31 protein-coding genes are annotated in these 25516 nt (G+C 61.8%); 16 read left to right on the forward strand and 15 right to left on the reverse strand.

Translation table 11 applies throughout. The features are described 5' to 3' along the window. Nucleotides 1-63: 63 nt before the first annotated feature. The 8 genes from NKJ11_RS15100 (at nt 64) to pqqE (ending at nt 5530) form a co-directional block, all read left to right on the forward strand. Nucleotides 64-588, forward strand: coding sequence for a c-type cytochrome, methanol metabolism-related (locus tag NKJ11_RS15100; protein ID WP_127327544.1), 525 nt, complete (start codon nt 64-66; stop codon nt 586-588). After that, complete coding sequence (locus NKJ11_RS15105; RefSeq protein WP_352793682.1) at nt 560-1453, forward strand: quinoprotein dehydrogenase-associated putative ABC transporter substrate-binding protein; 894 nt, start codon at nt 560-562, stop codon at nt 1451-1453. Before NKJ11_RS15100 ends, NKJ11_RS15105 begins: the two co-directional genes overlap by 29 nt. Then, nucleotides 1450-2010 (forward strand): PQQ-dependent catabolism-associated CXXCW motif protein, encoded by a 561-nt coding sequence (locus tag NKJ11_RS15110; protein ID WP_352440180.1) that lies wholly within the window; start codon nt 1450-1452, stop codon nt 2008-2010. The genes NKJ11_RS15105 and NKJ11_RS15110 overlap by 4 nt, the downstream gene beginning before the upstream one ends. A gap of 166 nt (nt 2011-2176) precedes the next feature. Further along, the gene (locus NKJ11_RS33830; RefSeq protein WP_013532074.1) at nt 2177-2272 is read left to right on the forward strand and encodes a coenzyme PQQ biosynthesis protein A; all 96 of its coding nucleotides are present in this window, start codon (nt 2177-2179) and stop codon (nt 2270-2272) included. Between the two features lie 153 nt (nt 2273-2425). Beyond that, entirely contained in the window at nt 2426-3364 is a 939-nt protein-coding gene (pqqB, locus tag NKJ11_RS15115) for a pyrroloquinoline quinone biosynthesis protein PqqB (protein WP_023810382.1), read from the forward strand. After that, nucleotides 3361-4119, forward strand: a complete 759-nt coding sequence (gene pqqC / locus NKJ11_RS15120) for a pyrroloquinoline-quinone synthase PqqC (protein WP_023810381.1) — start codon at nt 3361-3363, stop codon at nt 4117-4119. The genes pqqB and pqqC overlap by 4 nt, the downstream gene beginning before the upstream one ends. Further along, nucleotides 4116-4412, forward strand: a complete 297-nt coding sequence (gene pqqD, locus NKJ11_RS15125; protein WP_023810380.1) for a pyrroloquinoline quinone biosynthesis peptide chaperone PqqD — start codon at nt 4116-4118, stop codon at nt 4410-4412. Before pqqC ends, pqqD begins: the two co-directional genes overlap by 4 nt. Next, nucleotides 4409-5530 (forward strand): pyrroloquinoline quinone biosynthesis protein PqqE, encoded by a 1122-nt coding sequence (gene pqqE / locus NKJ11_RS15130; RefSeq protein WP_023810379.1) that lies wholly within the window; start codon nt 4409-4411, stop codon nt 5528-5530. The genes pqqD and pqqE overlap by 4 nt, the downstream gene beginning before the upstream one ends. A 6-nt stretch (nt 5531-5536) precedes the next feature. Here the strand turns inward: pqqE and NKJ11_RS15135 are convergent, their stop codons facing one another. The 3 genes from NKJ11_RS15135 to NKJ11_RS15145 form a co-directional block, all read right to left on the reverse strand. Beyond that, entirely contained in the window at nt 5537-6502 is a 966-nt protein-coding gene (locus tag NKJ11_RS15135; protein WP_352610592.1) for a DUF3592 domain-containing protein, read from the reverse strand. A gap of 117 nt (nt 6503-6619) precedes the next feature. Then, entirely contained in the window at nt 6620-7228 is a 609-nt protein-coding gene (locus NKJ11_RS15140) for a class I SAM-dependent DNA methyltransferase (protein ID WP_023810377.1), read from the reverse strand. 154 nt (nt 7229-7382) lie between these two features. After that, a complete protein-coding gene (locus NKJ11_RS15145; protein ID WP_502895807.1) occupies nt 7383-8384 on the reverse strand; it encodes a glycoside hydrolase family 25 protein in 1002 nt (333 codons plus the stop codon). On the opposite strand from NKJ11_RS15145, the gene NKJ11_RS15150 reads away from it, so the two are divergent. Further along, nucleotides 8272-8547, forward strand: a complete 276-nt coding sequence (locus NKJ11_RS15150) for a hypothetical protein (RefSeq protein ID WP_245490376.1) — start codon at nt 8272-8274, stop codon at nt 8545-8547. The genes NKJ11_RS15145 and NKJ11_RS15150 overlap by 113 nt on opposite strands. A 72-nt stretch (nt 8548-8619) precedes the next feature. On the opposite strand, the gene NKJ11_RS15155 is transcribed toward NKJ11_RS15150, so the two are convergent. From NKJ11_RS15155 to NKJ11_RS15185, 7 genes are all read right to left on the reverse strand, one after another. After that, a complete protein-coding gene (locus tag NKJ11_RS15155) occupies nt 8620-9396 on the reverse strand; it encodes a phosphodiester glycosidase family protein (protein WP_023810375.1) in 777 nt (258 codons plus the stop codon). A 72-nt stretch (nt 9397-9468) separates the two neighbouring features. Then, the gene (locus tag NKJ11_RS15160; protein WP_023810374.1) at nt 9469-10341 is read right to left on the reverse strand and encodes an undecaprenyl-diphosphate phosphatase; all 873 of its coding nucleotides are present in this window, start codon (nt 10339-10341) and stop codon (nt 9469-9471) included. Nucleotides 10342-10530: 189 nt separating this feature from the next. Then, a complete protein-coding gene (locus tag NKJ11_RS15165) occupies nt 10531-10728 on the reverse strand; it encodes a hypothetical protein (protein ID WP_013532087.1) in 198 nt (65 codons plus the stop codon). A 184-nt stretch (nt 10729-10912) separates the two neighbouring features. Next, nucleotides 10913-11311: a GFA family protein gene (locus NKJ11_RS15170; protein ID WP_023810373.1), complete on the reverse strand. Its 399-nt coding sequence runs from the start codon at nt 11309-11311 to the stop codon at nt 10913-10915. A 197-nt stretch (nt 11312-11508) separates the two neighbouring features. Then, nucleotides 11509-12465 carry an alpha/beta fold hydrolase gene (locus tag NKJ11_RS15175; RefSeq protein ID WP_352793683.1) on the reverse strand — a complete coding sequence of 319 codons (957 nt, stop codon included), beginning with the start codon at nt 12463-12465 and terminating at the stop codon, nt 11509-11511. Nucleotides 12466-12508: 43 nt separating this feature from the next. Beyond that, the gene (locus tag NKJ11_RS15180) at nt 12509-12994 is read right to left on the reverse strand and encodes an SRPBCC family protein (protein WP_023810371.1); all 486 of its coding nucleotides are present in this window, start codon (nt 12992-12994) and stop codon (nt 12509-12511) included. 129 nt (nt 12995-13123) lie between these two features. Continuing rightward, on the reverse strand, nt 13124-13372 hold the full coding sequence (locus NKJ11_RS15185; RefSeq protein WP_013532091.1) for a ParB N-terminal domain-containing protein: 249 nt from the start codon (nt 13370-13372) through the stop codon (nt 13124-13126). A gap of 154 nt (nt 13373-13526) precedes the next feature. Here NKJ11_RS15185 and NKJ11_RS15190 point away from each other — a divergent pair, with 154 nt between their 5' ends. The 5 genes from NKJ11_RS15190 (at nt 13527) to NKJ11_RS15210 (ending at nt 19258) form a co-directional block, all read left to right on the forward strand. Next, a complete protein-coding gene (locus tag NKJ11_RS15190; protein WP_352793684.1) occupies nt 13527-15170 on the forward strand; it encodes a N,N-dimethylformamidase beta subunit family domain-containing protein in 1644 nt (547 codons plus the stop codon). 1 nt (nt 15171) lies between these two features. After that, a complete protein-coding gene (locus NKJ11_RS15195; RefSeq protein ID WP_352793685.1) occupies nt 15172-16551 on the forward strand; it encodes an aminotransferase family protein in 1380 nt (459 codons plus the stop codon). Nucleotides 16552-16561: 10 nt separating this feature from the next. Further along, a complete protein-coding gene (gene kce / locus NKJ11_RS15200) occupies nt 16562-17491 on the forward strand; it encodes a 3,5-dioxohexanoate:acetyl-CoA acetone transferase (protein WP_352793686.1) in 930 nt (309 codons plus the stop codon). A gap of 226 nt (nt 17492-17717) precedes the next feature. After that, nucleotides 17718-18233 (forward strand): GNAT family N-acetyltransferase, encoded by a 516-nt coding sequence (locus tag NKJ11_RS15205; protein WP_352440171.1) that lies wholly within the window; start codon nt 17718-17720, stop codon nt 18231-18233. Beyond that, the gene (locus NKJ11_RS15210) at nt 18230-19258 is read left to right on the forward strand and encodes a histone deacetylase family protein (protein ID WP_352793687.1); all 1029 of its coding nucleotides are present in this window, start codon (nt 18230-18232) and stop codon (nt 19256-19258) included. The genes NKJ11_RS15205 and NKJ11_RS15210 overlap by 4 nt, the downstream gene beginning before the upstream one ends. 15 nt (nt 19259-19273) lie before the next feature. Here the strand turns inward: NKJ11_RS15210 and NKJ11_RS15215 are convergent, their stop codons facing one another. The 3 genes from NKJ11_RS15215 to NKJ11_RS15225 form a co-directional block, all read right to left on the reverse strand. After that, a complete protein-coding gene (locus NKJ11_RS15215; protein WP_352440169.1) occupies nt 19274-20539 on the reverse strand; it encodes a cysteine desulfurase-like protein in 1266 nt (421 codons plus the stop codon). A 53-nt stretch (nt 20540-20592) separates the two neighbouring features. After that, nucleotides 20593-21660 carry an aldo/keto reductase gene (locus tag NKJ11_RS15220; RefSeq protein WP_128303300.1) on the reverse strand — a complete coding sequence of 356 codons (1068 nt, stop codon included), beginning with the start codon at nt 21658-21660 and terminating at the stop codon, nt 20593-20595. A 115-nt stretch (nt 21661-21775) separates the two neighbouring features. After that, a complete protein-coding gene (locus tag NKJ11_RS15225) occupies nt 21776-22231 on the reverse strand; it encodes a hypothetical protein (RefSeq protein WP_352793688.1) in 456 nt (151 codons plus the stop codon). Between the two features lie 412 nt (nt 22232-22643). On the opposite strand from NKJ11_RS15225, the gene NKJ11_RS15230 reads away from it, so the two are divergent. Then, a complete protein-coding gene (locus tag NKJ11_RS15230) occupies nt 22644-22808 on the forward strand; it encodes a hypothetical protein (RefSeq protein ID WP_023706483.1) in 165 nt (54 codons plus the stop codon). 61 nt (nt 22809-22869) lie between these two features. On the opposite strand, the gene NKJ11_RS15235 is transcribed toward NKJ11_RS15230, so the two are convergent. Further along, nucleotides 22870-23376, reverse strand: a complete 507-nt coding sequence (locus NKJ11_RS15235; RefSeq protein WP_352793689.1) for a DUF1993 domain-containing protein — start codon at nt 23374-23376, stop codon at nt 22870-22872. Nucleotides 23377-23514: 138 nt separating this feature from the next. Here NKJ11_RS15235 and NKJ11_RS15240 point away from each other — a divergent pair, with 138 nt between their 5' ends. Then, the gene (locus NKJ11_RS15240; RefSeq protein WP_352759215.1) at nt 23515-24567 is read left to right on the forward strand and encodes a DUF1176 domain-containing protein; all 1053 of its coding nucleotides are present in this window, start codon (nt 23515-23517) and stop codon (nt 24565-24567) included. 29 nt (nt 24568-24596) lie between these two features. Here NKJ11_RS15240 and NKJ11_RS15245 read toward each other — a convergent pair whose 3' ends face one another. Continuing rightward, entirely contained in the window at nt 24597-25487 is an 891-nt protein-coding gene (locus NKJ11_RS15245; RefSeq protein ID WP_352793690.1) for an alpha/beta hydrolase, read from the reverse strand. Between the last annotated feature and the right edge of the window lie 29 nt (nt 25488-25516).

Consider the following 25516-nt stretch of genomic DNA (forward strand, 5'->3'; position numbering starts at 1 on the left):
AACACCGATCAATGCCGGTCGCGCCAGCAAAACCGTGTCCATTGGCAAATGAAGGAAGTTTGAATGTCCGTTCGCATTGTAATTTCGGCTTTGGTCCTGGCTCTGCTGCCTCTGGCAAGCTCAGGCGTCGCCCAGGCCGACGACAGCATGGAAAAAGCCAAGGCGGTGAAGGAAGAAGGCGGCAAGTATTTGGATGCGGATGGAAATCCGACCTACAAGATCGAAAACGGAACCGTCGATTGGTACACGTTCAGCGGCTACCGCCGGTATCACTCCGATTGCCATGTCTGCCATGGGCAGGACGCAACAGGTTCGAGCTATGCGCCGGCTTTGGTCAACAGCTTGAAAAACATGGATTACGGCACGTTCCTCTCGATCGTCGCCGAGGGCCGCAAGAATGTCGGCGGCGGCAAGGAAAACGTCATGCCTGCCTTTGGCGACAACAAGAATGTCTATTGCTACATGGACGACCTCTACATCTACCTGCGCGCGCGCGCAGATGGCGCGGCGCCCCGCGGACGGCCGCCCAAGCACGAAGACAAGGCCCAGGCGGCGAAGGATGCCGAAGCATCCTGCATGGGTGGATGACATGATTGGCCGCGATGCATCGAAGCTGCGCGTCGTTCTGCCGATCCTCGGCACACTCGCCTTGCTGCCGTCGAACGCGCATGCGCAAAGCGCCGGCCTTGGCGCGGCGGGAGAACTGGTCGATCCCGACATTCTGCGCGTCTGCGCCGATCCCTCGAATATGCCCTTCACCGACAAGAGCGGCGAAGGATTCGAAAACAAGCTGGCCGAACTGGTTGCCGCGAAAACCGGGCGCAAGTCCGTCTCCTACACCTGGTTTCCCACGATCACCGGCTTCGTGCGCAATACGTTGGGGGCCAACCGATGCGACATCATCATGGGCTATGCCCAAGGCGATGAGCTGGTGCAGAACACCAACGCCTACTATCGCTCCGCCTATGTGCTGGTGCATCCAAAAAGCCACGATATGGAAGGTGTGGAAACGATCGAGGATCCCAGACTCACGGGCAAGACGATCGGCGTCGTTGAAAGCACGCCGCCAACCGCCAACATGGCCGCCAACAAGCTTCTGCGGACCGCCAAGATCTATCCGCTTGCGGTGGATACGCGCGTCACCCCATCCATGGGAGAGGTCATGATCAAGGACATGCTGGCACACAAGATCGATGCGGCGGTGCTGTGGGGACCGATGGCAGGTTACTATGCAAGGGAACTCGGAGCTGATGTGACGATCGTTCCACTGGTGAAGGAAAAAACCGGCTCGCGCATGTCTTACCGCATCACCATGGGCGTACGTCCGTCCGACCAGGAATGGAAGCGGACGCTCAACCGGGTGATCAGGGAAAACCAGGCTGAGATCACCAGGATCCTGCTGAGCTACAACGTGCCGCTGATCGACGAACACGACAACCTGATTACCCAATGAATGGAAGGGAGACTATTTTCTTGCTGGTCGCCGCGAGCCTTCTGGGTCTGACCGAGCCGACATGGGCCGGCGATGTCGTCGAACCCAGCGGTTTCCGGATGGACGACTATCGGGCGCCGGTGCCGCGGACGCTGCAAGGCGCGAGGGTGGTGACGACGGTGGAAGCGGAAGCGCTGTGGCGAGCGAAAAAGGCGATCTTCTTCGACGTGATGCCGGACACGCCCAAGCCGGCCAATTTGCCGGCAGGAACCATATGGAGGGACAAGGTCAGAAAGGACATTCCAGGCAGCACATGGCTGGCCAATGTGGGATACGGCGCTATTTCGCAGGAGACCGCCAGCTATTTTCGCCGAGGCCTCACGGCCAAGGCCGGGACGGACAAGTCGCGCGCGATTCTTTTCTACTGCATGACGAATTGCTGGATGTCGTGGAATGCGGCGAAACGCGCCGTCGAGTGGGGCTACAGTTCAGTAATCTGGTATCCGCTTGGCGCTGATGGGTGGGAAGATGCAAACCTGCCACTGGAGGAGAAAAAACCCTACGCCACGACCAATTGAAGTAAGGACTGCAATTATTCTCGATAGTTTGTTTTCAATTTTTCAAAACCTATTGTTTCATTTGTCCATTTTGAGACTTGATGGACGAGCCATTGCGTCGGTGCCCTGCAATGGTTGACTAACGACAGGATCGGTCCCTTCGGGCTGGTATAAGAGGAGAAATGTCATGAAGAAGAACTGGAAAAAACCGACCATGTGTCAGGTTGCCGCTGGCTTCGAAATTTCACGGTATCTGCCTGCTGAAATTACTCCCAAGAAGTAGGCCGCAGAGGTGCGCGTCCCTGGCGACAGGGGCGCGCATCCCCTCGCCGCATGGGATTTTCGTGAAAGATTTTGACGCACGCAAAGCGTGCGAAGCGTTTTTTGTGACTGCAAATTGCCTGCAGGTCAGAGAAGCCGCCGCGCGGGCATTTTCATGCATTTGAAGATCATCGGATCGGCGGCGGGCGGCGGCTTTCCGCAATGGAACTGCAACTACCGTCTGAGTCGTGCGGCTCGCACCGGCATGGCCGGCGTACATTCACGAACCCAGTCAAGTGTCGCCGCCTCTGCGGACGGGTTCGGCTGGGTTCTTTTCAATGCCTCGCCCGACATTCGCCAACAAATCGCTGCAACACCTGAACTGCAGCCTGCGGGCGATGCGCCGCTGCGCTCGACGCCTATTCGCGCGGTGGTGCTGACCAATGCCGATGTCGATCATATCGCCGGACTGCTCAGCCTGCGCGAACGGCAGCCTTTCGCCATCTATGCAACGGCGCAGGTTCTGGCGACGCTGGAGGCGAATTCGATTTTCAACGTTCTCGATCCAGCGCTTGTGCCGCGGCGCATCCTGCCGCCGGCGAAAGAATTGGCCATCTGCGACGCAGAAGGCCGCGATACCGGCGTAATGATCGAGCCCTTTCCCGTGCCCGGGAAGATAGCACTCTATCTGGAGGATAGAGACCGTCCGGATGCCAATTTCAGCTCCGACGCAGGTGACACGATCGGAGTCCGAATTGCCGGCATCGGCAGCCGCGGCTCCGTCTTCTATATCCCAGGCTGCGCGCGCATCGATGCGCGCTTACGCGCGCGTCTCACCGATGCCGCCTGTCTTTTGTTCGACGGCACGGTGTATACCGACGACGAGATGATCGTCGCCGGCGTCGGTCAGAAAACCGGCGCGCGCATGGGGCATCTGGCGATCTCGGGAGAACTGGGTTCGATCGCAGGCTTGGCCGATGTGAAGGTTAGCCGCCGTGTCTTCGTCCACATCAACAACACCAACCCCATCCTTGACGAGAATTCCGCCGAGCACGCGGCGGTCAAGGCGGCAGGCTGGGAAATCGCAAACGACGGTATGGAGATGGAATTTTGAGCGACTTCCGCGATGCAGCCAAAGGCGGACTCTCCACGAGCGCTCTCGAAGCCGTATTGAGGCAGGTTGGCGCCGAGCGCTATCACAATCGCCATCCCTTTCACCACAGGATGACCAGCGGCGCGTTGTCAAAGGCCGAGATGAAGGCCTGGGCGCTGAACCGCTATTGCTATCAGGCGGTCATCCCGCGCAAGGATGCCATGATCCTCGTGCATGCCGAGGATCCGGCGTTTCGCGCCGCTTGGCGCAAGCGGATCGAGGATCATGACGGCGAGGACGGCTGGAGCGGCGGCATCGCGCGCTGGCTGCATCTGGCAACTTCGCTCGGCCTGGACGCCGAGGCCGTGAAGAGCGAAAGGCTGGCGCTGCCGGCGACGCGCTTCGCGGTGGGCGCTTACCTTTCCTTTTGTACAAACCGGACGCTGTTCGAGGCGGTCGCGTCGTCGCTGACCGAGATGTTCTCGCCACTCATCATCGGTGAGCGGGTGCCGGCAATGCTGGCCAAATACGACTACATCACCGAGGATACGCTGGCCTATTTCAGGCAAAGGCCCGAACAAGCCTCGCGTGACGCCGGCTTCGCCCTCGCCTACGTGCTCAGCCATGCCGATACGGCGGAGCGCCAGCAGCAGGCAATCGATGCACTGGTGTTCAAATGCGATATACTCTGGGCCATGCTTGATGCGCTTCAACACGCTTATGGCGAGCAGGGCAGCATACCGCCTGGCGCCTTCCAGCCCGAGGCAGCCCAATGATGGCGCTGCGCGAAAGAGCCGTGGTGTCGTTGCGATCGGTGCCTTCGCTGCCGAAGCACGCGCGCATACAGTACGATTCCGTGCGGCAGGCATTCGCCGTACTGTCACCGGAAAAGATATTCTGGCCGAACGATATCAGTCTCGACATATTGCGCCGCTGCGATGGACGGTCCACGGTCGGCGACATCATTGCCGGCCTTGCCGCGGATTACGAGGCCGAGCAGGAGGCCGTGGCGACTGACGTCATCGCCTTCCTGCAGGAATGGTCGGATAAGCTGCTGGTGAGGCTATGAGCACGCCCCTCCTCCCGCCAATCGGCATGCTGGCGGAACTGACGCATCGCTGCCCGCTGCAATGTCCTTATTGCTCCAATCCGCTCGAACTGCTGAAGGCCAATCGCGAACTCGACACAGAGACCTGGCTCGCTCTGTTCTCGGAGGCCGCCGATCTCGGAGTGCTCCAGGTGCATCTGTCCGGCGGCGAGCCGACACTGCGCCGCGACCTCGAGCAATTGATCGCCGGGCTTGCGGGGCGCGGCGTCTACACCAATCTGATTACCGCGGGCGTTGGCATCGTCGAGGGCCGTATCGAGGCATTTGCCGAAGCCGGTCTCGACCATCTGCAACTGAGCTTTCAAGGCGCGCGGCCGGCGACCACCGATCGCATCGGCAACCACAAGGGCGCCCACGAAAAGAAGCTGGAGACGGCACGCCGCGCGCGCGCTGCCGGTCTGCCTCTTACCATCAACGCACCGATCCATCGCCATAACATCGAGGAAGTGCCGGAATTCATCGATCTCGCCCTTTCGCTGGGCGCGGAGAGGCTTGAGATCGCCAATGTGCAGTATGCCGGCTGGGCGTTGACCAATCGCGATCAACTGATGCCCGAGCGTGAAGCGGTCGACAGGCAGGCGGAGATCGTCGCGGAGGCACAGGAGCGGTTGGCCGGCATCATCAACATCGATTTTGTGACGCCGGACTATTTTGCGATCTATCCCAAGCCGTGCATGGGCGGCTGGGCGCGTGACGCCTTCATGGTGACGCCTGACGGCACCGTACTGCCCTGTCATGCCGCACAGACGATCCCGTCTCTCAGCTTCGAGCGTTTCGAACCACGCAGGCTGTCCTCGATCTGGGCCGATTCACCGGGGTTCAATGCCTTTCGCGGCACGGACTGGATGCAGGAACCCTGTCGCGGCTGTGAGCGGCGCGAGATCGACTGGGGCGGCTGCCGCTGCCAGGCGATGGCGATCGCCGGCGATGCCGCTGCAACGGACCCGGCTTGCGCGAAATCGCCGATCCATGCTCGCATGGCAATGCTGGTCGACGAAGCCAAGCGCATTGCCACAGCCCCTTCGAGAGAAGAACCATTCGTCTACCGGCGGATCGGCGCCATGACCGAATCCGCCTGACCAGTGTCATACCAGCCCGAGCAGAAAGGCGGCGCCGCCGAGAAAGCCTGCCGAGCAGATCCATAGCAGCCCAAGCCCCCGGACCCGGCATTCGAGCACCGCTGAGCCGGGGTTGACGGGGTCATAGTGAACGTCGACCTTGCTACCTTCGACATATTGCCGTGCCTGGCCGCCGACGAGGCCGGGCAGCGAGGCGGTCACGGTGGCGCCGAAGGTCACACGATCGGCGCTGTAGCGCTGGCCGGCGACGCCATAGGAGTAGACGATGCGGGATTTGGAGACGGTGCGCCAGCGGCCATAGCCTGAATGGTTTCGGAGCGCCTGCAGACCTGAAGTGTCGATGCGGCCAGCGACGATCGGCCATTTTGCCGCCTGCTCGGCTAACGCTTTCTGGGCGAAACCCATGCTCAGGATGAACAAGCCCATAAAAAGCAGCAACGCCGCGGCACCGAGATTCTGCGGCTTGGGCAAATGCGGCCCAATCGCTTCCAGAACACCGCCGACGGAAAACACCAGCACAACCGCCCCGATCACCAATCCTGCCGAAAGTTGGACCATGAACTTGAAGGCGCCGTCCGGCAGTGTGCGCTCGATCACCGCTTTGCTCGGATCGGCCGGATTGTAGAAGACAGTCACCTCCGCGCCGCGGGGAAACTGGGCAAGGGTTTCAGCGACTTCGAAATTCCCCAAATTCTCCTTCACGCTGTAGCGCGAGCTTTGAAATTTCTTGCCGCCGACCTTGTATTCGAAGGTGATCGCCGGAAAATTGCGCATTTCGGTGGTATCGCTGCTGTCCGAGCCAACGCCCGAGTTTCTCACTTCACGTGCCTCGACGCGCGAGGAAATGATCTTTCCCGGGGCCGGCAACCAGCGGCTGAGCGCTTTCACCTCTCGCCATTTCATGAAGGTGATGAACGACAGCGCGCCCGCGACCACGCAGGCAAAGCCGACAAGCATGATCTTGAGTTCCAACTCGTCTCCCCCAGGAGTGCAGGAACTTCACATAGACAGCAAGGCTGCGGCAATGTCTTGCTTATTCGCGAAATCTGAAAAGGCTGAGCAGCGCAAACAGCGACAGCGTTCGGCGGGTCATGCAGGCTTGACGGCCAGGAACGTGTTCCATTCTTCGCTATTGCGGCCGACGTTGAAATCCTCCCTGATGAGGACGAGCCCGGCGCCTTCGAGACGGGCCGCGAAGTCGTCCCTGCGCCAGTAGACCATGTGATATTCGCCTGATGTCTCGCCGTCGCCATTGCGCATCGAGACGAGGAAGGCGCCGCCCGGCCGCAGCGACCCGGCTATCTTGGCAAGTACCTGGTCGGTCTCGTCGCGAGGCACATGGATGAGGACGCAGAGGGCCAGGACTGCGTCGTAGGGGCCGCCGAGATCATCGGTGATGAGATCGAGCAACTCGCCATGCTTGCCACGCGCGGCCTGCAGTTCCAGAAACCGCTTGGTTGCGTCGGTGCGCCGGACTTTGACACCCAAAGTCTCCAGAAAATCCGCGTCATATCCGGCTCCGGACCCGACTTCCAAAATCCGGCCGCCTGTGCCAGCGATTGCCACCAGGCGCTTCAGCGATGCCTGCTCCCTCTCGTTGGGAACATGGCGCACGGTGGCATCATATTGTTCGGCATAATCCTCGTAGGCGCTGATCGTTTGACGGCTCTGCGCCAGAGCCTCCGATGACACACCCATCTTTTCCTCCCATGCGTCCATGTCGGTCAAAGAGCCGGACACTTTCCTCAGCGAATGCTGCCGGCGGAAGCGTGTCCATCGAGCAGTCCGATATCGCGCTTGCCCAGACCGCGGGCATCAGGCAGAGCGAAGCGCGCCGGGACTGACGACTGTCTCAGTTGGCGTCGGCTACCGTCTGCCGGCCGCCGGCCCAGGCGCGCCATTGCCGTTCGTCGCCATGGAAGACATTGAGGTCTATACGGCCGGTGACGCCGTGCGACAGGCCGGAGCCGGAATACTGCCAGAAGAGCCATTTGCGGCCGGGATAGACCTTTGACGGATGCTGGGCCACGGCACGCAGCCAGAACGGATAGTCGAGGAATTCGCCCCTGAGATTGTCGCGGTAGAAATCGGGCGCGGTGTAGATGATGGGACGCTGGCCGTAATGGCGCTCCAGCTTGTCCATGAACACCTGCATCTTTTCCAGCACCTTTTCGCGCGACGGCCGGCGCTTGCAGCTGGACTCGCCGTTCCACTCGACGTCTATCACCGGCGGCAGTGCGCCTTCGACCCTGGGCACGTTGCGGATGAACCAGTCCGCCTGCTCGCCGGCCGTGCGGCACCAGTAGAAGAAATGATAGGCGCCGCGCTTCAAGCCGGCGGCGTCGGCGTTGCGCCAGTTTTTCATGAACATCGGATCGAGGTGGTCGCCACCGTCGGTCGCCTTGATGTAGGCGAAGTTGGCGCCCTGGGCGCGCAGCTTGTCCCAATTCACGTTGCCTTGCCAACGCGAGACGTCGACGCCGTGCACTGCAAGGCGGCGAGGCGAAGCCTTGCCGAAATTGATAGGCTTGGCATCACGAAAACCGTAACGGGTGAGCGGCCCGGCAAGCATGGCCGGTGCCGCGCGGGTCAACAGCTTGGGCGGCGACACCAAGGCTGCCGGCTCGACCGGCAACCCGCCGACATCAGGCACTTGGGGATCAGGCACATCAGGTGCGGCAAACACCCCCGTCTCTTCCTCCTCCGCCAAACCAAACGGGCGCCTCGGACCGTTGTCAGACATGGGGGCCAATTCGGCCCTTGCCGCCCTGTTGCCCCTTGCCGCCGGAGCAGCGGCGATCGGTGCCGGCGGCCGAATCACGGAACTGGTGGTCTCGTTGGACGGTTTCTGCAAATCCAGCGCGTCGACGCCGGCCGTTGAAGAGCAGCCGGCAAGGCATAGCGATGCGATCAAAAAACTGACGACGCCCGGAATCCGCATCTGGACCTGTACTCAAAACACAACAGACCGAGGGCAAAACGACAGCCGACGGACAAACCGGATCAGTTATGAATGAGAAATTACCAATAAAGTTTGAATCAATTTTTTTCGCCCATACCGCGTGTGGGTAAGCGCGGTGGAAAACCGGCTAGGATTTCCTGAAAACGCCGATCATCGGCCCGAGATTCCAGTAGTCGTCTTTGCGGCCGATGGCAGGCGCAAACAAGCTTGATATCGTGCCGTCGAGGAACAGCGCGTTGTCGCAGCCAAGCGCGTCGCGGAAAAGCCGGGCGAAGGCATGGAAGGTCACTGTGCCGTTCGAAATCGCAAAGACCGCGACGCCGTCCTTTCGCACCCCGACACCGTCGCGGGTTTTCCGCGAAGTGCCGTCAGCCTGGAATTTTGGATGCAGCTTGCCGTCGATCACCAGCATCGGCCCCGATTGCGTCGCATAGTCGACGGTCGGGCGCCTTTTCACGAATTCCCGAGTGGCACGAACCGCGGCCTTGCCGTCGCGCAGGTAGAAAATGCCGTTCGGCTGCAGGGAAAAATTGCCGCTTCCCGATCCCGTTTTCACCGAGGCCATCTCCTGGCCACGCTCGACATAGAGGCCGACCGGCGCGAGGTTAGGGTGATACATGCCGGCATTGATGCCGAACACCATCGTGCGCCCGATCGCCTGTTGCGCGGCATGCAGATTGTGCAGCGACTGAAACGGCTTGCCCGCCGCATCCTTCCAGAACAGCTCGAGCTGGTATCGTTTCGGATCGACCTCGCAAACGAGATAGCTGGTCGCCTCGAAGGTGAAGTCCCGGCATGGCGGCAGTGAAGCGGCCCACTGGCCAAATGCCGCCACCGACGGCAGTGCGCCCTTGGCCAACGCCAGCAGCAACGGCAGTGATTGCAGGAGGGTCAAAAAATCCATGTGCGTACCGGAATCGAAGTTCGAGGTCCGGTACGGATATAGCCCGTTTCAAGCGATACTGTGGAACTTGCCTTAGACGAGCCATCCCATCGCCACGCCCAGCAGCAGGACGACACCGAGGAGGCCGCGATAAATGACGAACGGCCAGGCCGAGAAACGCTCCAGCACGTGCATCAGCCCCCATATGGCGAAGAAGGCGGAGATCGAGGCGACGACCAGCCCGACGGCAAGGACCGACCACCCATGGGCGTCGAGATGGACCTTGTGCAGTTCCCAGAGTTCCTTAAGGCCGGCGAGTGCAATCGCCGGCAACCCGAGCAGGAACGAGAAGCGCGCCGCCTCGGCCCGCTTGAAGCCGAGCCCCAGTGCCGCCGTCAGGGTCGAGCCCGAGCGCGAGACGCCGGGGACAAGCGCGCCGATCTGGGCAACACCGACGAGCAGCGCATCGGTCAGCGACGCACCGCCCATGCTGCGCCGGTGACGGGCAAAGATCTCGGCCAGCGCCAGCAAGATCGCCATTGCGATGCAGGCCCAGCCGATCACCGTTAGGCTGCGTAGCGGCGAATTGCAGGCGTTGAGCACGCCCGACAGCGCCACGCCGGCGATGACGATCGGGATCGTCGCCAGCACGATCCAGAGCGCCAGCTTGAAATGCCGGTCGGCGAAATCGCGTCGCGCCAGAGCGTCGAACGAACCAAACAGGATATTCCTGACATCACTCCAGAAATAGCTGACCACCGCGGCAAGAGCCGCGAGTTGCATGGCGGCGGAGAAGGCGGAGCCAGGATCCTGCCAGCCGAGCACGGCCGGCACGATGCGCATATGGGCGGTCGAGGAAATCGGCAACAGTTCGGTGATGCCTTGCACCACGCCGAGGAACGCCACCTTGGCGAACCCCAGCCCGACGAAGCCCGTGTCCAGGCCTTGTGTGCAGATGTCGGCCAAAATCGAATTCCGTGCATGAGAGATCAGAGTTGCGTGGACCGACCACCGGTCAATCCCCGACAAGCCTTATCGTCATGGGCCGGATAATCAATTTACGGATTTGTAAGCTGGCGTGCCGAAGTGCACGCCGTTCGAAAACCGGCCCACCTTGGAGCCGGCTTGAGATACACAGGGAAAATCGCAAAGCGACTACGGGCAGAGCCAGAGTTTCTGGCATGTCCTGGCGATCACATGCGCCGGCGGCACTTCGGGCTCATCGGTCGAAGGCCGGCGAGCCCGTTCGAGCAGCATGCGCACCTGTTCGGGGCGCACACGATCGCGCTCCATCACAAGCAGGACCATCGGATCGCTCAAAAGCTCGTCCAGGGTGCTGATGCTGTCGTTCATCCGTCGTCTCCTCGAATGCCGTACCCGCGACCCATAAATAGGGAGACAATGATGGCCCGCCAATGACGCTTTGCCGGCTATCTCGTGTCGATTTGGATTAAATTTTGGCCATGGTTGCGTTCTTCCTTCTCGCTGGCGTAGCGCGTCGATCCACCTTCTTCCACAACAAAGGGAAAGGGGAAAATTAGCCTGGCGGAGGGGCGCCTTCGTATTTCGGCAGGCTGTCATCGAGCACCACCCAGGGCTGCTTCGAGGCGGTGAAAATATGCATTTGCGGCTTGAAAACCGTGGGATCGTCGAGCGAACCGGTGGTGATGCCGATGATATCAGCGGAATCACGCCGGGAAAACATCGTCGTGCCGCAGCTCGGGCAAAAGCCGCGCTTGAGATCCGGCGAAGAGTTTATGGTCGCCAGCGGCCCGTCGATCGTCACGTCGTCGATGCGAAACAGGACGCGTGCGTTGAAGGCGGCGCCGATCGCCTTCTGGCAAACCCGGCAGTGGCAGACGCGTTCGTTGATGGGGGCCGCGTCCGCGCGGTAGCGCACCGCCTTGCACAGGCATCCGCCGTCATATCTTGCCATTGTCCGGATCGATCCACTGGTGGGGGAGAATAGGCGCGCAAGGTATCGGCGCGGCCGATTGGGTCAATTGAAAAGCTTTGATGCAACGTCATCGCTTATGCTGATGCGAGTGGGGCTGAAGTCATGACGCCGAAAGCCGTCATGGCGGCCGCATGACGATCCGCCGGCTGCCAGCCAACAACCGGCGGCCTTGGCGTTCACTCCGTTTCGCCGACGACCTCGTCCCAGGTTTTGACCTTGGTCTGGCCGTTGAGGAACGGCAGCGCGGCGGCCGTGAGTTCGGGGGCGAAGAAAGTGTCGTAGTGGGTGCGGTTGGGCAGGATCGCCAGGCGGTTCTGCGACAGGTTCTCGCGCATCCAGCCGGCGTCCTTCAGCCCGCCGCCGAGCATCTGATAAAACTTGATCTCGTGCTCGGGCTTGTACATATCGCTGTCGCCATAGACCAGCATGACAGGCATCTTCAGCTTGGCGACGTCGGCCGAGTAATCGCGGTTCTGACGCATGAAGCCGCCCAGCGCATCGAGGAGCTTCGGGAACTCCTCCGGATGCGGCGCCACCGCGACGTAGGATTTGTACATCGGCGTGTCCTTCATGAACTCAGCCGCAGCCGCGCTCACCTGTGCCTGCTGGGGACGCATCTCGTCATAGAAGCCGTCCGTGGCGTAGCCGGTCGATACCAGGACGAGGCGGCGCACCGCTTCGGGATGCTGGCCGGCCATGCGGAAGGCGACGCCGCCGCCCAGCGAATAGCCCATGACATCGACCTGGTCGTAACCGAGCGCCTTGACGATGGCGGCCATGTCGTCGCCCATCGCTTCCACGGTGAATGGTCGGTCACCCAGCGCGGTGCGACCGTGACCCTGCAGGTCGACGCCGATGACGGTGCGGTTTTCGGCAAGTTTCGGCAGGATCGGCGCGAACATATCCGTGGTGCCGAGACCGCCATGCAGCAGAAGCAGCGGCTCGCCCTTGCCATAGATGGCATAATAATAATTCAGGCCGTCGATCGGCAGCAGGCCAGACTTTTCCGGCTTCGGCAGTGCGTTCGTCTCAGTCGTCATGGCGGGTTTTGTCTCCTCCGCATTGGTGGTGACCGGGCAGGCAAGCAGTGCTGCGGCCGAAGCAAAAATGGCGAAAAACAGGGTTTTGGACATATCGATCTCCTCTCGTCCTGCCGGTATCAGAGCGTCATGCGGATCAAAGCGTTTTGGCGAGTTCTTCGAGCTGGTCGGCGCACTGTCCCCAACCCTCGTGGAAACCCATCTTCTCATGCTGTTCGCGGTCGGCGACGCTCCAGTGCCTGACCCGAGCGATGTAGCGCGTCTTGCCGTTGCCCTCGTCCTCGAAGGTCAGCACGACGGTCATGAACGGCTTTTCCGAAGGCTGCCAAGCCTCTGTGTAGGCGTCGGTGAAGACGATCTTCCTGCCGGGAACGACTTCGAGGAAGATTCCCGGGTTGGGGAATTCGTTACCGTCCGGGCTAGCCATGACGACAAGGCTCGAGCCGCCGGTGCGCACATCCATCTCGGCGCGCGGCGTCGTCCACGGCTTTGGCGAGAACCAGCGCGTGATCAGTTTCGGATCGGTCCAGCAGCGATAGACGTTCTCACGCGGCGCATCGATGATGCGGGCAAGAACCACTTCACGGTCGTTGGTGGGGGCGGTGTCGAGCTTGGTGGTCATAAGGGCGTCCTGCGTTTGATCTGGCTTCCGTCCCAAGGACGAGCCGATGAACCGCAAACCGACATCGTCCACGAAAATTTTGCGATGACGTCCCTGCTCCGCGTCGGTCCGTGGGGAACGAAGGAAGTGTCAGTGGCGCTTGGCTTGCACCAGATAAGCCTCGATTTCGGTCTCCCCGAGCCACTTTGCCGCTTCCAGCCGGTGCAGGCCTTCGACGAGGATGTGGCGTTTGCCGTCATGGCGGACCTGGATCGGCGTCTTCATGCCGTTTTCCAGAATGTCCTCGGCCAGATGGCGGACGGTCTCGGGATGCAGCGTCTTCTTGCGCGCTGTCGGCACGTAGATCTCGTCGACTTTGACCTTTTGCACTCTGAGCATTCCGACCCCCGTGGCGGAAACGCCGCCTGCCCTGAGATAGTCCGTTTGATGGAGGCGGCCAAGGGTGCGGCTAACGAATGCTGGTCCGATCGTTTCCATTTGACGCAACGACAGCAGATCGCCGAAATGGCGGCCTTCGACCTTTCAGGTGTTCATGACCCATCTGCCGACCGAATTCCCCGATTTCGGACTGACGCCGGAGCAGCGCCGCCACGCGGTGCGTGGCCATTACTACGAATGGCCGGGGATGGATGGCGAGCGCGGCGAGATCTGGTGCTACAGCGACCGCTTTTCCTATCGCGCCGGCGAAACGGTGGCGTTGCATGTCAGTTCGACAGCTCCGAACTTCGGCATGACAATCACCCGGGATGGCGGCAGCGAGACCAAAGCGTTCGAAAAATCGGGCATCGCGGCACGCCGGCAGGACACACCTGACCAGTGTTCGGTTGAAGGCTGCGGCTGGGACCTATCCTTCGAATTTCGCGTCGGGGCGGACTGGCCGTCCGGCGCCTATCGGGTCACGCTGACCGCCGACGGCCGCGACGGCAAACCGATCCAATCCCATCATCTTTTCATCGTCAGCCCGCAGCCGGGCCGTAAACCCGGCCGTGTGCTGCAGGTGGCTGCGACAGGCACATGGCTGGCCTACAACACCTGGGGCGGCTCCAACCACTACCAGGGCATCACCGGGCCGGATCGCAACCAGTATTCGCCCATGGTGTCGACGCAACGCCCCTGGTGCCGCGGCTTCGTCGTGCTGCCGAAGGATGCGCCGCGCGTGCCGCTGGAAGTCGCCGTGCCGCCGAAGACGGTGCCGCGTTATCCGCATATGGAATGGGCGCTCGCCACCGGCCATTCGAAGAAATACGCCTCGTCGGGCTGGGCCAGCTATGACAGCCATTTCTTCCGCTTCGCCGAACGGGCCGGCTATGGCGTCGATCTCATCAGCCAGCACGATCTGCATTTTTCGCCCGAAATTCTCGACGGCTACGACTGTGCCGTCTTCGTCGGCCATGACGAATACTGGACCTGGGAAATGCGCGATGCCGTCGACGCCTATGTCGAGCGCGGCGGCCATGCGGCGCGCTTTGCCGGCAATTTCATGTGGCAGACGCGGCTGGAAGACGAGGCCCGCCGGCAGGTCTGCTACAAATATCGCGCGCGTGCCGAAGACCCCGCCTATCTCCCAGGCGGCGACATCACCCGCGCCACCAACTCCTGGGAAGCGCCGGAAATCGGCCGGCCGGGTTCGGCGACCTTCGGGCTCAACGCCACGCGCGGGGTTTATACCGGTTGGGGCGGTTGCGCGCCGCGCGGCGTGCGTGGCTTTCCGGTCTACCGGCCGGAGCACTGGGCCTTTGCCGGCACCGGCATCTATTATGGTGACCTGCTGGGCTCCGACAGCCACGTCTATGGCTATGAAGTCGATGGGCTCGACTTCGAGATACGCGGCGGCCTGCCCTACCCGACCGCCACCAGCGGCGCGCCAGACGGCCTGCAGGTTCTCGCCGTCGGCATGGCATCCCAGGTCGAGGAAAGTGCCGACATCCCGATCGAGGACCAATTCCTCACCGACGAGGATGGCCGCTTCACCGCCGAGACGCTGTTCGGCGAGGCGAGCGACGCCAATCTGGAAAAAGTCAAACGCGGCAACGGCATGATCGTCAATTTCCCGCGTGGCAAGGGCGAGGTGTTCCACGCCGGAAGCTGCGAATGGGTCGCCGGCCTGCTAAGACAGGACCCGATGGTCGAACGCGTCACCAAGAATGTCCTCGATCGTTACCTCGGAAAGTCCTGACATGTCGAAAGTCCAGACCGCCACGCAAGACACCGATGCCCGGCGAGAGTCGCATCTGTTCTATTTGTCCAGCCTGCGCCGGCCGCTGATCGACCGCGCCGAGGGCATTTATATGTGGACGCAGGATGGCCGCCGCTTCATCGACGGCTCGAGCGGCCCGATGGTCGCCAATATCGGCCATTCTAACCGCAATGTGCTGGATGCCATGAAGCGGCAGATGGACCGCGCCACCTTCGCCTATCGGCTGCATTTCGAGAACGAGCCGGCCGAGGAGTTGGCACGCGAACTGGCCGGCAAGCTGCCGGAAGGCATGGACCGCATCTTCTTCGTCTCGGGCGGCTCGGAGGCGACGGAATCCTGCATCAAGCTGGCGCGGCAATGGGCCGTTGCCACCGGACAGGCCAGCCGCTGGAAGGTGATCACGCGCTTCCCCTCCTATCATGGCGGCACGCTGGGTTCGCTCTCGATCACCGGCGACGATGCGCTGGCCGAAACGTTCGAGCCGATGATGCGGGTGATGCCGACCGTGCCGGCGCCGAACGCCTGGCGCGACCGCGACAATCTCTCGATGGAACAGCGCGGCATCCGCTATGCCGACATGCTGGAAGAAAAGATCCTGGCCGAAGGGCCTGAGAGCGTGGTGGCCTTCATCATGGAGCCGATCGGTGGCGCGGCGACCTCAGCCCTGGTGGCGCCCGACAGCTACTATCCGCGCATCCGCGAGATCTGCGACCGCTACGGAATCCTGCTCATCCACGACGAGGTGATGAGCGGCGCCGGTCGCACCGGCAAATTCCTCGGCGGCGACCATTGGAACTGCAAGCCCGACATCGTCGCGCTGTCGAAGGGGCTGGGTTCGGGCTATGCGCCGCTTGGCGCGCTCGCCGCCCCGATGCGGCTGGTGCAGCCGCTGCTTGACTCCGGCGGCTTCCAGCACGGCCACACCTATGCCGGCAATCCGCTGGCCTGCGCCGCCGGGCTGGCTGTGCTCGGTGAAATGGACCGGCTCGACCTGATCGCCAATGCGGCTGCCATGGGCGACGTGCTGATGGACGGGCTGAAGGGGCTGGCGAAGCGGTTTCCGTTCATTGCCGACGTGCGCGGCAAGGGCCTGCTCACCGGCGCCCAGATGGTTGCCGATCCCGAGACGCTCCGACCGATCGACCAGACCAAGAAAGCCACGCAACGGCTGCTCGACCTCGCCTATCAGCGCGGGCTGATCATCTATGGCCGCAGGGTCAAGGGCGGCGTCGACGGCGACAATTTCATGGTCGCGCCGCCGATGATCGTCACCAGGGAGCAGGTCGGCGAGATCGTCTCCATCATCGGCGACTCGCTGGACGTTCTGGCCTCCGAACTCGATCTACCGGTCGAAGGCTGAGGCGACAAAGATGGCGCCTAGAAAAGTCATCATCACCTGCGCTGTCACCGGCTCGGTGCACACGCCGTCGATGTCGCCCTATCTGCCGGTGACGCCGGACCAGATCGCCGCCGACGCGATCGCCGCCGCAGAAGCCGGTGCTTCGATCCTGCATCTGCACGCCCGCGATCCGAGTGACGGCCGCCCGACCGCCGATCCGGACGTCTACATGCAGTTCCTGCCGCGCATCAAACAGGCGACCGATGCAGTGATCAACATCACCACCGGCGGCTCGTCGTTGATGACCTTGGACCAGCGGCTGGCGGCACCGCTCAGAGCCGAGCCCGAAATGTGCTCGCTCAACATGGGTTCGATGAATTTCGCGCTGTTCCCGATGCTCGACAAGCCGAGGGAATGGCAGCACGAGTGGGAGCCGAAGCTGCTGGAAGCCACCCGCGACACGATCTTCAAGAACACCTTCGCGGACATGGAGGGCGTGCTGGAGAGGCTGGGCAAGGGCTGCGGCACGCGCTTCGAGTTCGAATGCTACGATGTCGGCCATCTCTATTCGCTGGCGCATTTCCGCGACCGGGGACTGGTGTCGGGACCGCTGTTCATCCAGTTCGTGCTGGGCATTCTGGGCGGCATTGGCGCCGACCCGGACAATCTCGTCCACATGAAGCGGATCGCCGACAAATTGTTCGGCGACAGCTACCAGTTCTCGGTGCTGGCCGCCGGCCGCCAGCAGATGCCGCTGATTTCGATCGCCGCGGCAATGGGCGGCAATGTCCGCGTCGGGCTGGAAGACAGTCTCTATGACGGACGCCAGCTGGCGAAATCCAATGCCGCCCAGGTGCGCCGCATCCGTGGCATTCTCGACGGGCTGTCGCTGGAGGTTGCCACGCCCACCGAAGCGCGCGACATGCTGGCGCTCAAGGGCGGCGACCGGGTGGCGTTTTGAGATGACGGCGTTTGAAAGGGAGACAATCTGAAATGATTGCGTTCCTTCGCCCCCCCCTCTGTCCTGCCGGACATCTCCCCCGCAAGGGGGGAGATCGGATGTCATTTCGGCTTTCGCTAACTTCCAACGTTGCAGGAGGGGCGGTAGTATCAAAACTGCCAATCTCCCTCCTTGCGGGGGAGATATCCGGCAGGACAGAGGGGGGTGCCTGGGCACCGAACCTCCGATGATTGTCCCCCCGCCCAATATCCTCCTTCGACTCGGCACTCTCGACGACGTCGAAACGATCCACGCGGCGATCCTGAAACTCGGCACCCATATCGGCGCGCCGGAGGAAATCATCTCGACACCGGACGATCTCAGAACCTATGGCTTCGGCGAAAAGCCCGCCTTCTCGACCCTGATCGCCGAGGTGGACGGCGAATTTGCCGGGCTTTGCCTGCATTTTCCGATCTTTTCAACCTGGATGGGGCGGCCTGGCGTCTATGTGCAGGACCTCTATGTCGAGGATCGTTTTCGCGGGCGCAAGATCGGCGAGCGGCTGCTGCGGCACGTTGCGGCGCAGTGCCGGAAAGAAGGCGGCGTCTATCTCCGACTGTCGGTCGACACCGACAATGAAGGCGCCAAGACCTTCTACGAAAGGCTGGGCATTGCCTGGTCGAGCTATGAGCAGACCCAGAAAATCATTGGCGAGGCGTTCTTTGCCTTCGCCGATGCGCCGCAGAACGAGGATCCGGAATGAAAGCCTTCTATGCCGAGGAACAGAAGCGTCACGACCCCAAGGCCTTTCTGTCAAGCGGTGCGGCGCAGCCCAATCCGGAAAAGCCGGAGCGCGTCGGGAGATTGTTATCCGGCGCAAAATATGCTGGCTGCACGATCGAGCGACCTCGCAACCATGGCCTCGGTCCGGTCGCGGCTGTGCATACGCCCGAATATCTGGATTTCCTCGAGCATATCTACGCGCGCTGGCAGCGCATCGAGGGCGCTTCGGCCGAAGTGATCCCCAACATCCATCCGATCGCGCGCAACGGCTCCTACCCGGCCTCGGCAGTCGGCCAGGCCGGCTACCACATGGCCGACACGGCCTGCCCTATCTCAGGGGAAACATGGCAAAGCGCGCTGTGGAGCGCCTGGAGCGCGGTCGAAGCCGCCGAGGCGGTGATGTCAGGCGTACCGGCCGCCTACGCGCTATGCCGCCCGCCCGGTCACCACGCCTTTGCCGATGTCGCGGGCGGCTTCTGTTTCATCAACAATTCGGCCGTCGCCGCACAGGCTCTGCGTAAACAGGCCGCACGGGTGGCGATCCTCGATGTCGACCTGCATCACGGCAACGGCACGCAAGGCATCTTCTATGCACGACCGGATGTGCTGACCGTCTCGCTGCATGCCGATCCCGTGCGTTTCTACCCGTTCTTCTGGGGCCATGCCGACGAGCGCGGCGAAGGGCCAGGCCTCGGCTACAATTTCAACCTGCCGCTGCCACGCAAATCCGCCGACGCGGCGTTTCTCGAAGCGCTCGAGGTAGCGTTCCAGCGCATCCGTGCCTTTTCGCCCGACGCGCTGGTCGTGGCGCTCGGGCTCGATGCGTTCGAGGGCGATCCGTTCGGCGGACTTTCGGTGACGACGCCGGGTTTCTCGCGCATCGGCGAGGCCATCGCAAAGCTCGACCTGCCGACGGTCATCGTCCAGGAGGGCGGCTACCTCTGCGACGAACTCGGCGACAATCTCACCGCGTTCCTCACCGGCTTCGGCGGCAAGATGCGGTGAGTACTCAAGCCAGTGTCAGGAGCGCTGCTGCCTGAGCATGGCGATGACCCGGTGCACGCTCTCCAGCGTCTCGTCGATTTCGGCAGATGTGTTGTAGTGAGCGATGCCGATGCGCACGACGCCATACTCGGCCGGGATGCCGAGTTGATGGACGATCTCCCAGGCATAGTTGTGCCCCGACCACAGGAAGATGTTCTCGGCGTTCATCTGCCGTACGATCGTCTCCGGCACGATGCCGTCGACGGTGAAGGACACCGTCGGCACGCGCTCGCCAATCCGCTTCGGATCGGTGATGCCGTGGATGGTCAGACCCTCGATATCGGACAGACCGTCGATCAGCTGTTGCGCCAGCGGGTTTTCATAGGCGATCGACACCGCGAACGCCTTGGCGATCTTCTGCCTTCGCGATCCACCCTCGCCCGCTGCCGCGCCAAGGTCGGCGAAGTAATCGACCGCGGCCGTGAGGCCGGCCATCAGTTCGATCTGCGGCGTGCCCAGCTCGAACCGCTCCGGCAGGCCGTTGGATGAACAGCGGCACTTGTAGGGTTTCAGATCATCGATGACATCATGCTGGCCCCACAAAATGCCCATATGCGGGCCGAAGAATTTGTAGGCCGAACAGATCAAGAAATCGCAGCCGAGCTCCTGAACGTCGATCAGGCCGTGCGGGGCGAACTGCACGGCATCGACATAGACCAGCGCGCCGGCGTTCCTGGCGATGGCGCTCAGCGCCTTCACCCGGTTGATGGAACCAGTCAGGTTGCTGGCATAGTTCAACGCGACCAGCCGGGTCCTGTCGGATAGCAACCCGGCGAGCGTCGCCTCTTCGACCTGCCAGCTCTTTTCGTCGAACGGCAGCCAGCGCACGACGAGGCCGAGATCCTCGGCCAGCTGCAGCCAGGGCGACACATTGCCCTCATGGTCCATGCGGGTGAGGATGATCTCGTCGCCGGGCTTCATCGTGCGACCGAGCGTGCGCGACATGTGATAGGTCAGCGTCGTCATGTTGGCGCCGATGATGATTTCTTCCGGGCTCGCCGCACCAAGGAAATCGGCCATTGCCCGATGCGCCTCATCGACGACGGCCTGCGCGGCAATCGTCGTTTCGAAATAGCCGCCAAGGTTGGCGTTGGTGGTCAAAAGACAGCGCGACACGGCGTCTGCGACGACTTGCGGCACCTGCGTGCCGGCCGGATTGTCGAGATAGATGCGGCGACGGCCCTTGTCGGTCAGGGAGAGAGCGGGAAATCTTTCGCGGACCAGCTCGATCGGAAAATTCATTGTTGCCCTTCTCCCATTGTAATCATTGGATTCGGCCAGCGGCCAATCCCCGTTCAAGGACAGGGATTACCGACCCGCTGATGGATCGCATCCACCGCCTTCTGCATTTCTTCGGTCCAGACGACATCGACGGAAGACAGCGCCATGTCGAGCTGCGAAAGCGTCGTTGCGCCGACGATGTTGGAGGTTACGAACGGCCGGCTTGAGACATAGGCATTGGCAAACAGTGCCGGCTCCAGGTCAAAGGAGCGCGCCAGCTCATTGTATTCAAGTTGTGCTTCGGCAGCACCTGGCGTCTCGTAGCGCTGGCCGCGGTTGAATAGCTGCGTGCGCGAGCCCTGAGGCCGCGCGCCATGGTCGTATTTGCCAGTCAGGTATCCCTGTGCCAGCGGCGAATAGGGCAGCAGCGACACTTGCTCGCGCTCGCAGACCTCGGCGAGGTTCACCTCGAAGGTGCGGTTGACGAGATTGTAGGCGTTCTGGATCGACGCGACGCGCGGGCCGATGTCCTTGTCGGCTTCGGCAAGGAACCGCATCACGCCCCAGGAACTCTCGTTCGACAGGCCGAAATGGCGTATCTTTCCTGCCTTCACCAGTTCGTCGAACACGGCAAGCGTCTCGGCGACCGGCGTTTCGTCGGCCGGTGCGCCGACGGAATCGGCGCGCGGCGACACGGCGCCGACGCGCGTCGGGTTGGCGCCCCAGGGGATATCCCGCTCCGGCCAGTGGATCTGATAGAGGTCGATATAGTCGGTGCCGAGCTTGGCCAGCGACTTGTCGATGGCGTCAAAGATATCGGCGCGCACCAGTTGCGACGGCCTGTCGCCGCGAAACCAGCTGTTGGCCGTGCGGCCGACGACCTTCGAGGCAAGGATTACCTTGTCGCGGTTGCCCTTGGCTTTCATCCAGCTGCCGATGATCTTTTCGGTCCACCCTTGCGTCTCCGCCTTGGGCGGGATCGGGTAGAGCTCGGCGGTATCGATGAAATTAACGCCGCGCGAGAACGCCAGGTCCATCTGGGCGTGGCCTTCGGCCTCGGTGTTCTGCTGGCCCCAGGTCATGGAGCCCAGGCAGATCTGGGTAACAAGAAGATCGGTCCGACCGAGACGACGCTTGTGCATGGAATTCGGCTCCGGAGGAAGGCTGGCGCGACTGCGCGGAGGAAGCCGCATCTATAGGCAAAGCAGAGCCGCTCTCCAAGCCTCGCCAGAGCGACTTTTGCGTGAACCAGCCGGGTTAGCGGCGAGCACCTGCCAATGCACGGCGCTTGGCCTCGTCGATCAGCATGTTGGCCACTTGCATGCGGATCATGGCGCGCTGGCGCAGATGCGGGGCGACACGGTCGGGATGGTTGGCAAAGGCAAAGCTGCGGCGCATGCGACCGAAATCGGCGACCTGCTTGGGCTGATTGAGGCCGAGTTCCATGGCGATGGCTTCGGGATCGATCGGCGGCAGCTTTTCCTGGGGCTTTGGCTCTTCGCCGGCGAGAGCCAGCTTGGCATGATCGAGCAAGGCGGCGAATTCCGTCGCCAGATCCGCGCCCGCCTCGCGATATTCGGCAGCGGAAACCTTGATGCGGCCGGAATGGAGTTCATCGGCCACCGAAAGATAGTCGAACGGGATGGATGGACGAGCGCCGGCCTCTTCGCCCTCGCCATTCTTGTCGGGGGCGATGAAGAGGTCGTCGAGCAACGAAGCGAAATCCCGCTTGGCGCCAGTAGCGATGTCAGCCTCCCCCTCGCCCGACCATTCGGGTATCAAAGCATAGAACCGGCTCGTTAAAAATGCATGGCACCGATCTTAACGAATTTAGCCTTCGCCTCGTCTACCGCTTGACCCACCGCAATCCCAAAAACAAAAGCCGGACTGCATTTTCACGCAGTCCGGAATTCGCCAGGAGTGGCGAGGAAAAACCGGCCATGTAGCCAGCATTCGAGGCTACGGTGCGCGTCGGCCAAAAGTTTCACCGGGTTGCAGAAAATGGCGAAAGATTCGCCAAGGCAAAAATTCGCCAAGACATGGCAGGTATGCAAATGCTGCACTGCACAATTGTCACGATTCACCTATATTGGCTGGCGTGGAGGACCAATTTGGGGCTTGAATCATGGGTTTCTTCACTGAAATGTTCGCCCGGCCTCGGCCGCAGGAACATCTGAGATACCGCTCGGCGCTCGCGCTGCTTCATTCGATGAGCAATGCCGACCGCGCCGACATCGGGATCAAGCCGGCCGACTTCCCCCGCATCGCCCGCGAAATGTCCGTTCGCTAGCTGTATCCGGTGTTCAGGATGTCCCGGATCGCTCCGGGACACCTCCAAAAAACTCAACTCCTTAGCGCGACCCCAGAAACGTCGCCTTGCCCAACGGCACACCGTTGTGGCGAAGGATGTCGTAAGCCGTGGTGAGATGGAAATAGAAGTTGGGCATGGCCACATGCAGCAGATACTGCAGGCCGGGCATCGAACTTTCCCGTCCGCCAAGCTTCAGCTCGATGATCTTGTCGTCGGAGCCGTCGAATTCGGCAGCCGAAAATGTCGCGAGAAGGTCGAGCGTCTTCGTGATGCGAGCCTGGATATCGGCAAAACTCGCCTCATTGTCCTCGTATTTCGGCACTTCGCGGCCGGCGAGCCGTGACGGCGCGCCCTTGGCATGATCGGTGGCGATCTGCACCTGCCTGGTCAAGGCAAACATGTCTGGCGCCAGCCGCGACGTCAGAAACACCTGCGGATCGATCTTGCGGTCAAGCGCATTCTGTTCGGCGGTCGCAAGCATATTGGAAAGCGCTTTCAGCCTGGCCGAAAACACAGGCACGGATGCCTCATACATCGATATCGCCACGTCAAATCTCCTACCCGGCCGAACGCCGGCGGACGCGACGTAGCGCCTTCGCGCTCGATTCTTCAAGACCGCCGAGCCTGCGTCACCACGTTGCCGCAATCGCCAGAGTAGAATCTCCCCATCGAGCGGAGGTTCCCGATGAGACGCGCCCTTTTCGCAGCGACTGCCTTTCTCTCCCTTGTCCCGATCGGCCAGACGCTATTGGCGGCCGACGATGCCCCCGAAACGCCCTATGTCGACGACCGGTCTAGCGCCGATGCGGTTGTGCGTTCGCTCTACAGCGCCATCAGCCGGCACGAATTCGCCCGCGCCTGGGGTTATTTCGGCGATACAAAGCCGGCAAAGGATTTCGACAGTTTCGTCAAGGGTTTTGATGGCACCGACAAGGTCGAGGTCGAGACCGGGGCTGTTTCCGACGAAGGTGCGGCCGGCAGCATTTTCTACAACGTCCCCGTCGCCGTCCGCGCCACCGACAAGAGCGGCGGCAAAAAGGTCTTTGCCGGGTGCTACACGCTGCGCCAGGTGAATGCCCAGACACAAGTGGAGCCACCCTTCGATCCGATCCACATCGAGAAAGGGGCACTGAAGCCCTCCACTGCCGATTTCGAGGAGGCGCTGCCGCCAAGCTGCGGCGATGGCCCGCCACCGCCAAAGAAAGACACCGCACTGGAGCAGGCCAAGAAGGCCTTTCTGGCAACCTATGGCGACCAGTGCGACAAGCAGTTCCTCGCCAATGAACCGACCGTTTTTTCGATCAAATACAAGGACAAGGATGCGCAGCCCGGCGATCCCGACAAGGAAACGCGACTGTTCCATTTTTCCTGCTCGGCCGCCGCCTACAATGAAAGCTCGGTCTACTACATGACCGACGAGACATCGGGCGTGCAGCAATTGCAGTTCGCCGAACCCAAAATGGATATCCGCTACGAGAACAATGACAGCAACGGCAAATTGCTGGGCATGACCATCGTCGGTTTCCAGACGTCCGGCTGGGCAGTCAATTCCGACTATGACGAAGCCGCCCACACGATCACCACGTTCAACAAGTGGCGCGGCATCGGCGATGCGTCCGACGCGGGGACGTACCTGTTTCGCAACGGCAATTTCTCGCTGGTCCAGTACGACGTCGATGCATCCTATGACGGCGAGCAAAACCCCGAGACTGTCGTCGACTACAACACTGCGCCTTGAGCGTCACATGGGCTTGCAGGCAGCGCCTGTCAGGGCGCCTTCGACAGCATCCAGTTGAGCGTGCCGCGCCAGTCGGTCATGCGGATCGGCGTGCCATGGGTGCCGGTCTCGAAGCGGACGAAGCGGGTCGGATAGGTCTTCGATTTGGTCAGGATCGAGCGAAAGAACGCCTCCTGCTTTGCCACGGGGTAGACCACGTCGTGGCTGCCCTGGCCGAAGAAGACCGGCACGCGGCGCTTGAAGGCCGGGCTGGTGAAAAAGCTTTCATCCCACAGCGATCCGAGCAGCAGCAGGCCATTGATGCGTCCGCCCGTATCCTTGCGCGCGGCCAGCTTCCAGCATAGCGCGCCGCCCATCGAGCCGCAGGCGACGAAGATCTTCGCGCCTGGCGACTGTTCGGCATAGTGACCGATCAGGGCCGCGATCTGTGCCGCTCCTGTATCGCCGAAATCGGGGAAATCAGGACTGAGATAGAGGCCGCCATTGCCGGCCATCAGGTTCTTGAGCCGGTTGAAATTGCCGCCGAAGGTGAAGTCGTCGACACCCTGCTTGCGGCTGCCGCCCTGCCCGTGCAGATAAAGCACGATGATGCCGGCGCCCTCGGTCTTGCCTGCGGCGACATGCCTGACATCGCCGGCGTCGGTCTTCAGCAGCAGATCCTGCTGCACCTTGCGAACGCCGGTGTCGGTGTATTGGACGTTCACCCGGCGCTCGGGCACCTGGTCACGCCGGTTGATGTCGCGCATCTCGCGGTAATCGATGACCGTGTAGGCGCCGTTGGTGTCGGACGACAGCGTGGCTGGATAGGCGAAGAGATCGTCCTTGAAGGGTTTCAAGGACAGCGTCTGGCTTTGCGCGGCCGGAGACAGCAACGCGGTCGCGACTGCAAAGGCACAGAAAATTTGGCAGCGGATAGACATGTCCAAGGCATGCGTAATTCGGCTTGGGT

Source organism: Mesorhizobium sp. M0243 (genome assembly GCF_040321775.1).
Lineage (GTDB): Bacteria > Pseudomonadota > Alphaproteobacteria > Rhizobiales > Rhizobiaceae > Mesorhizobium.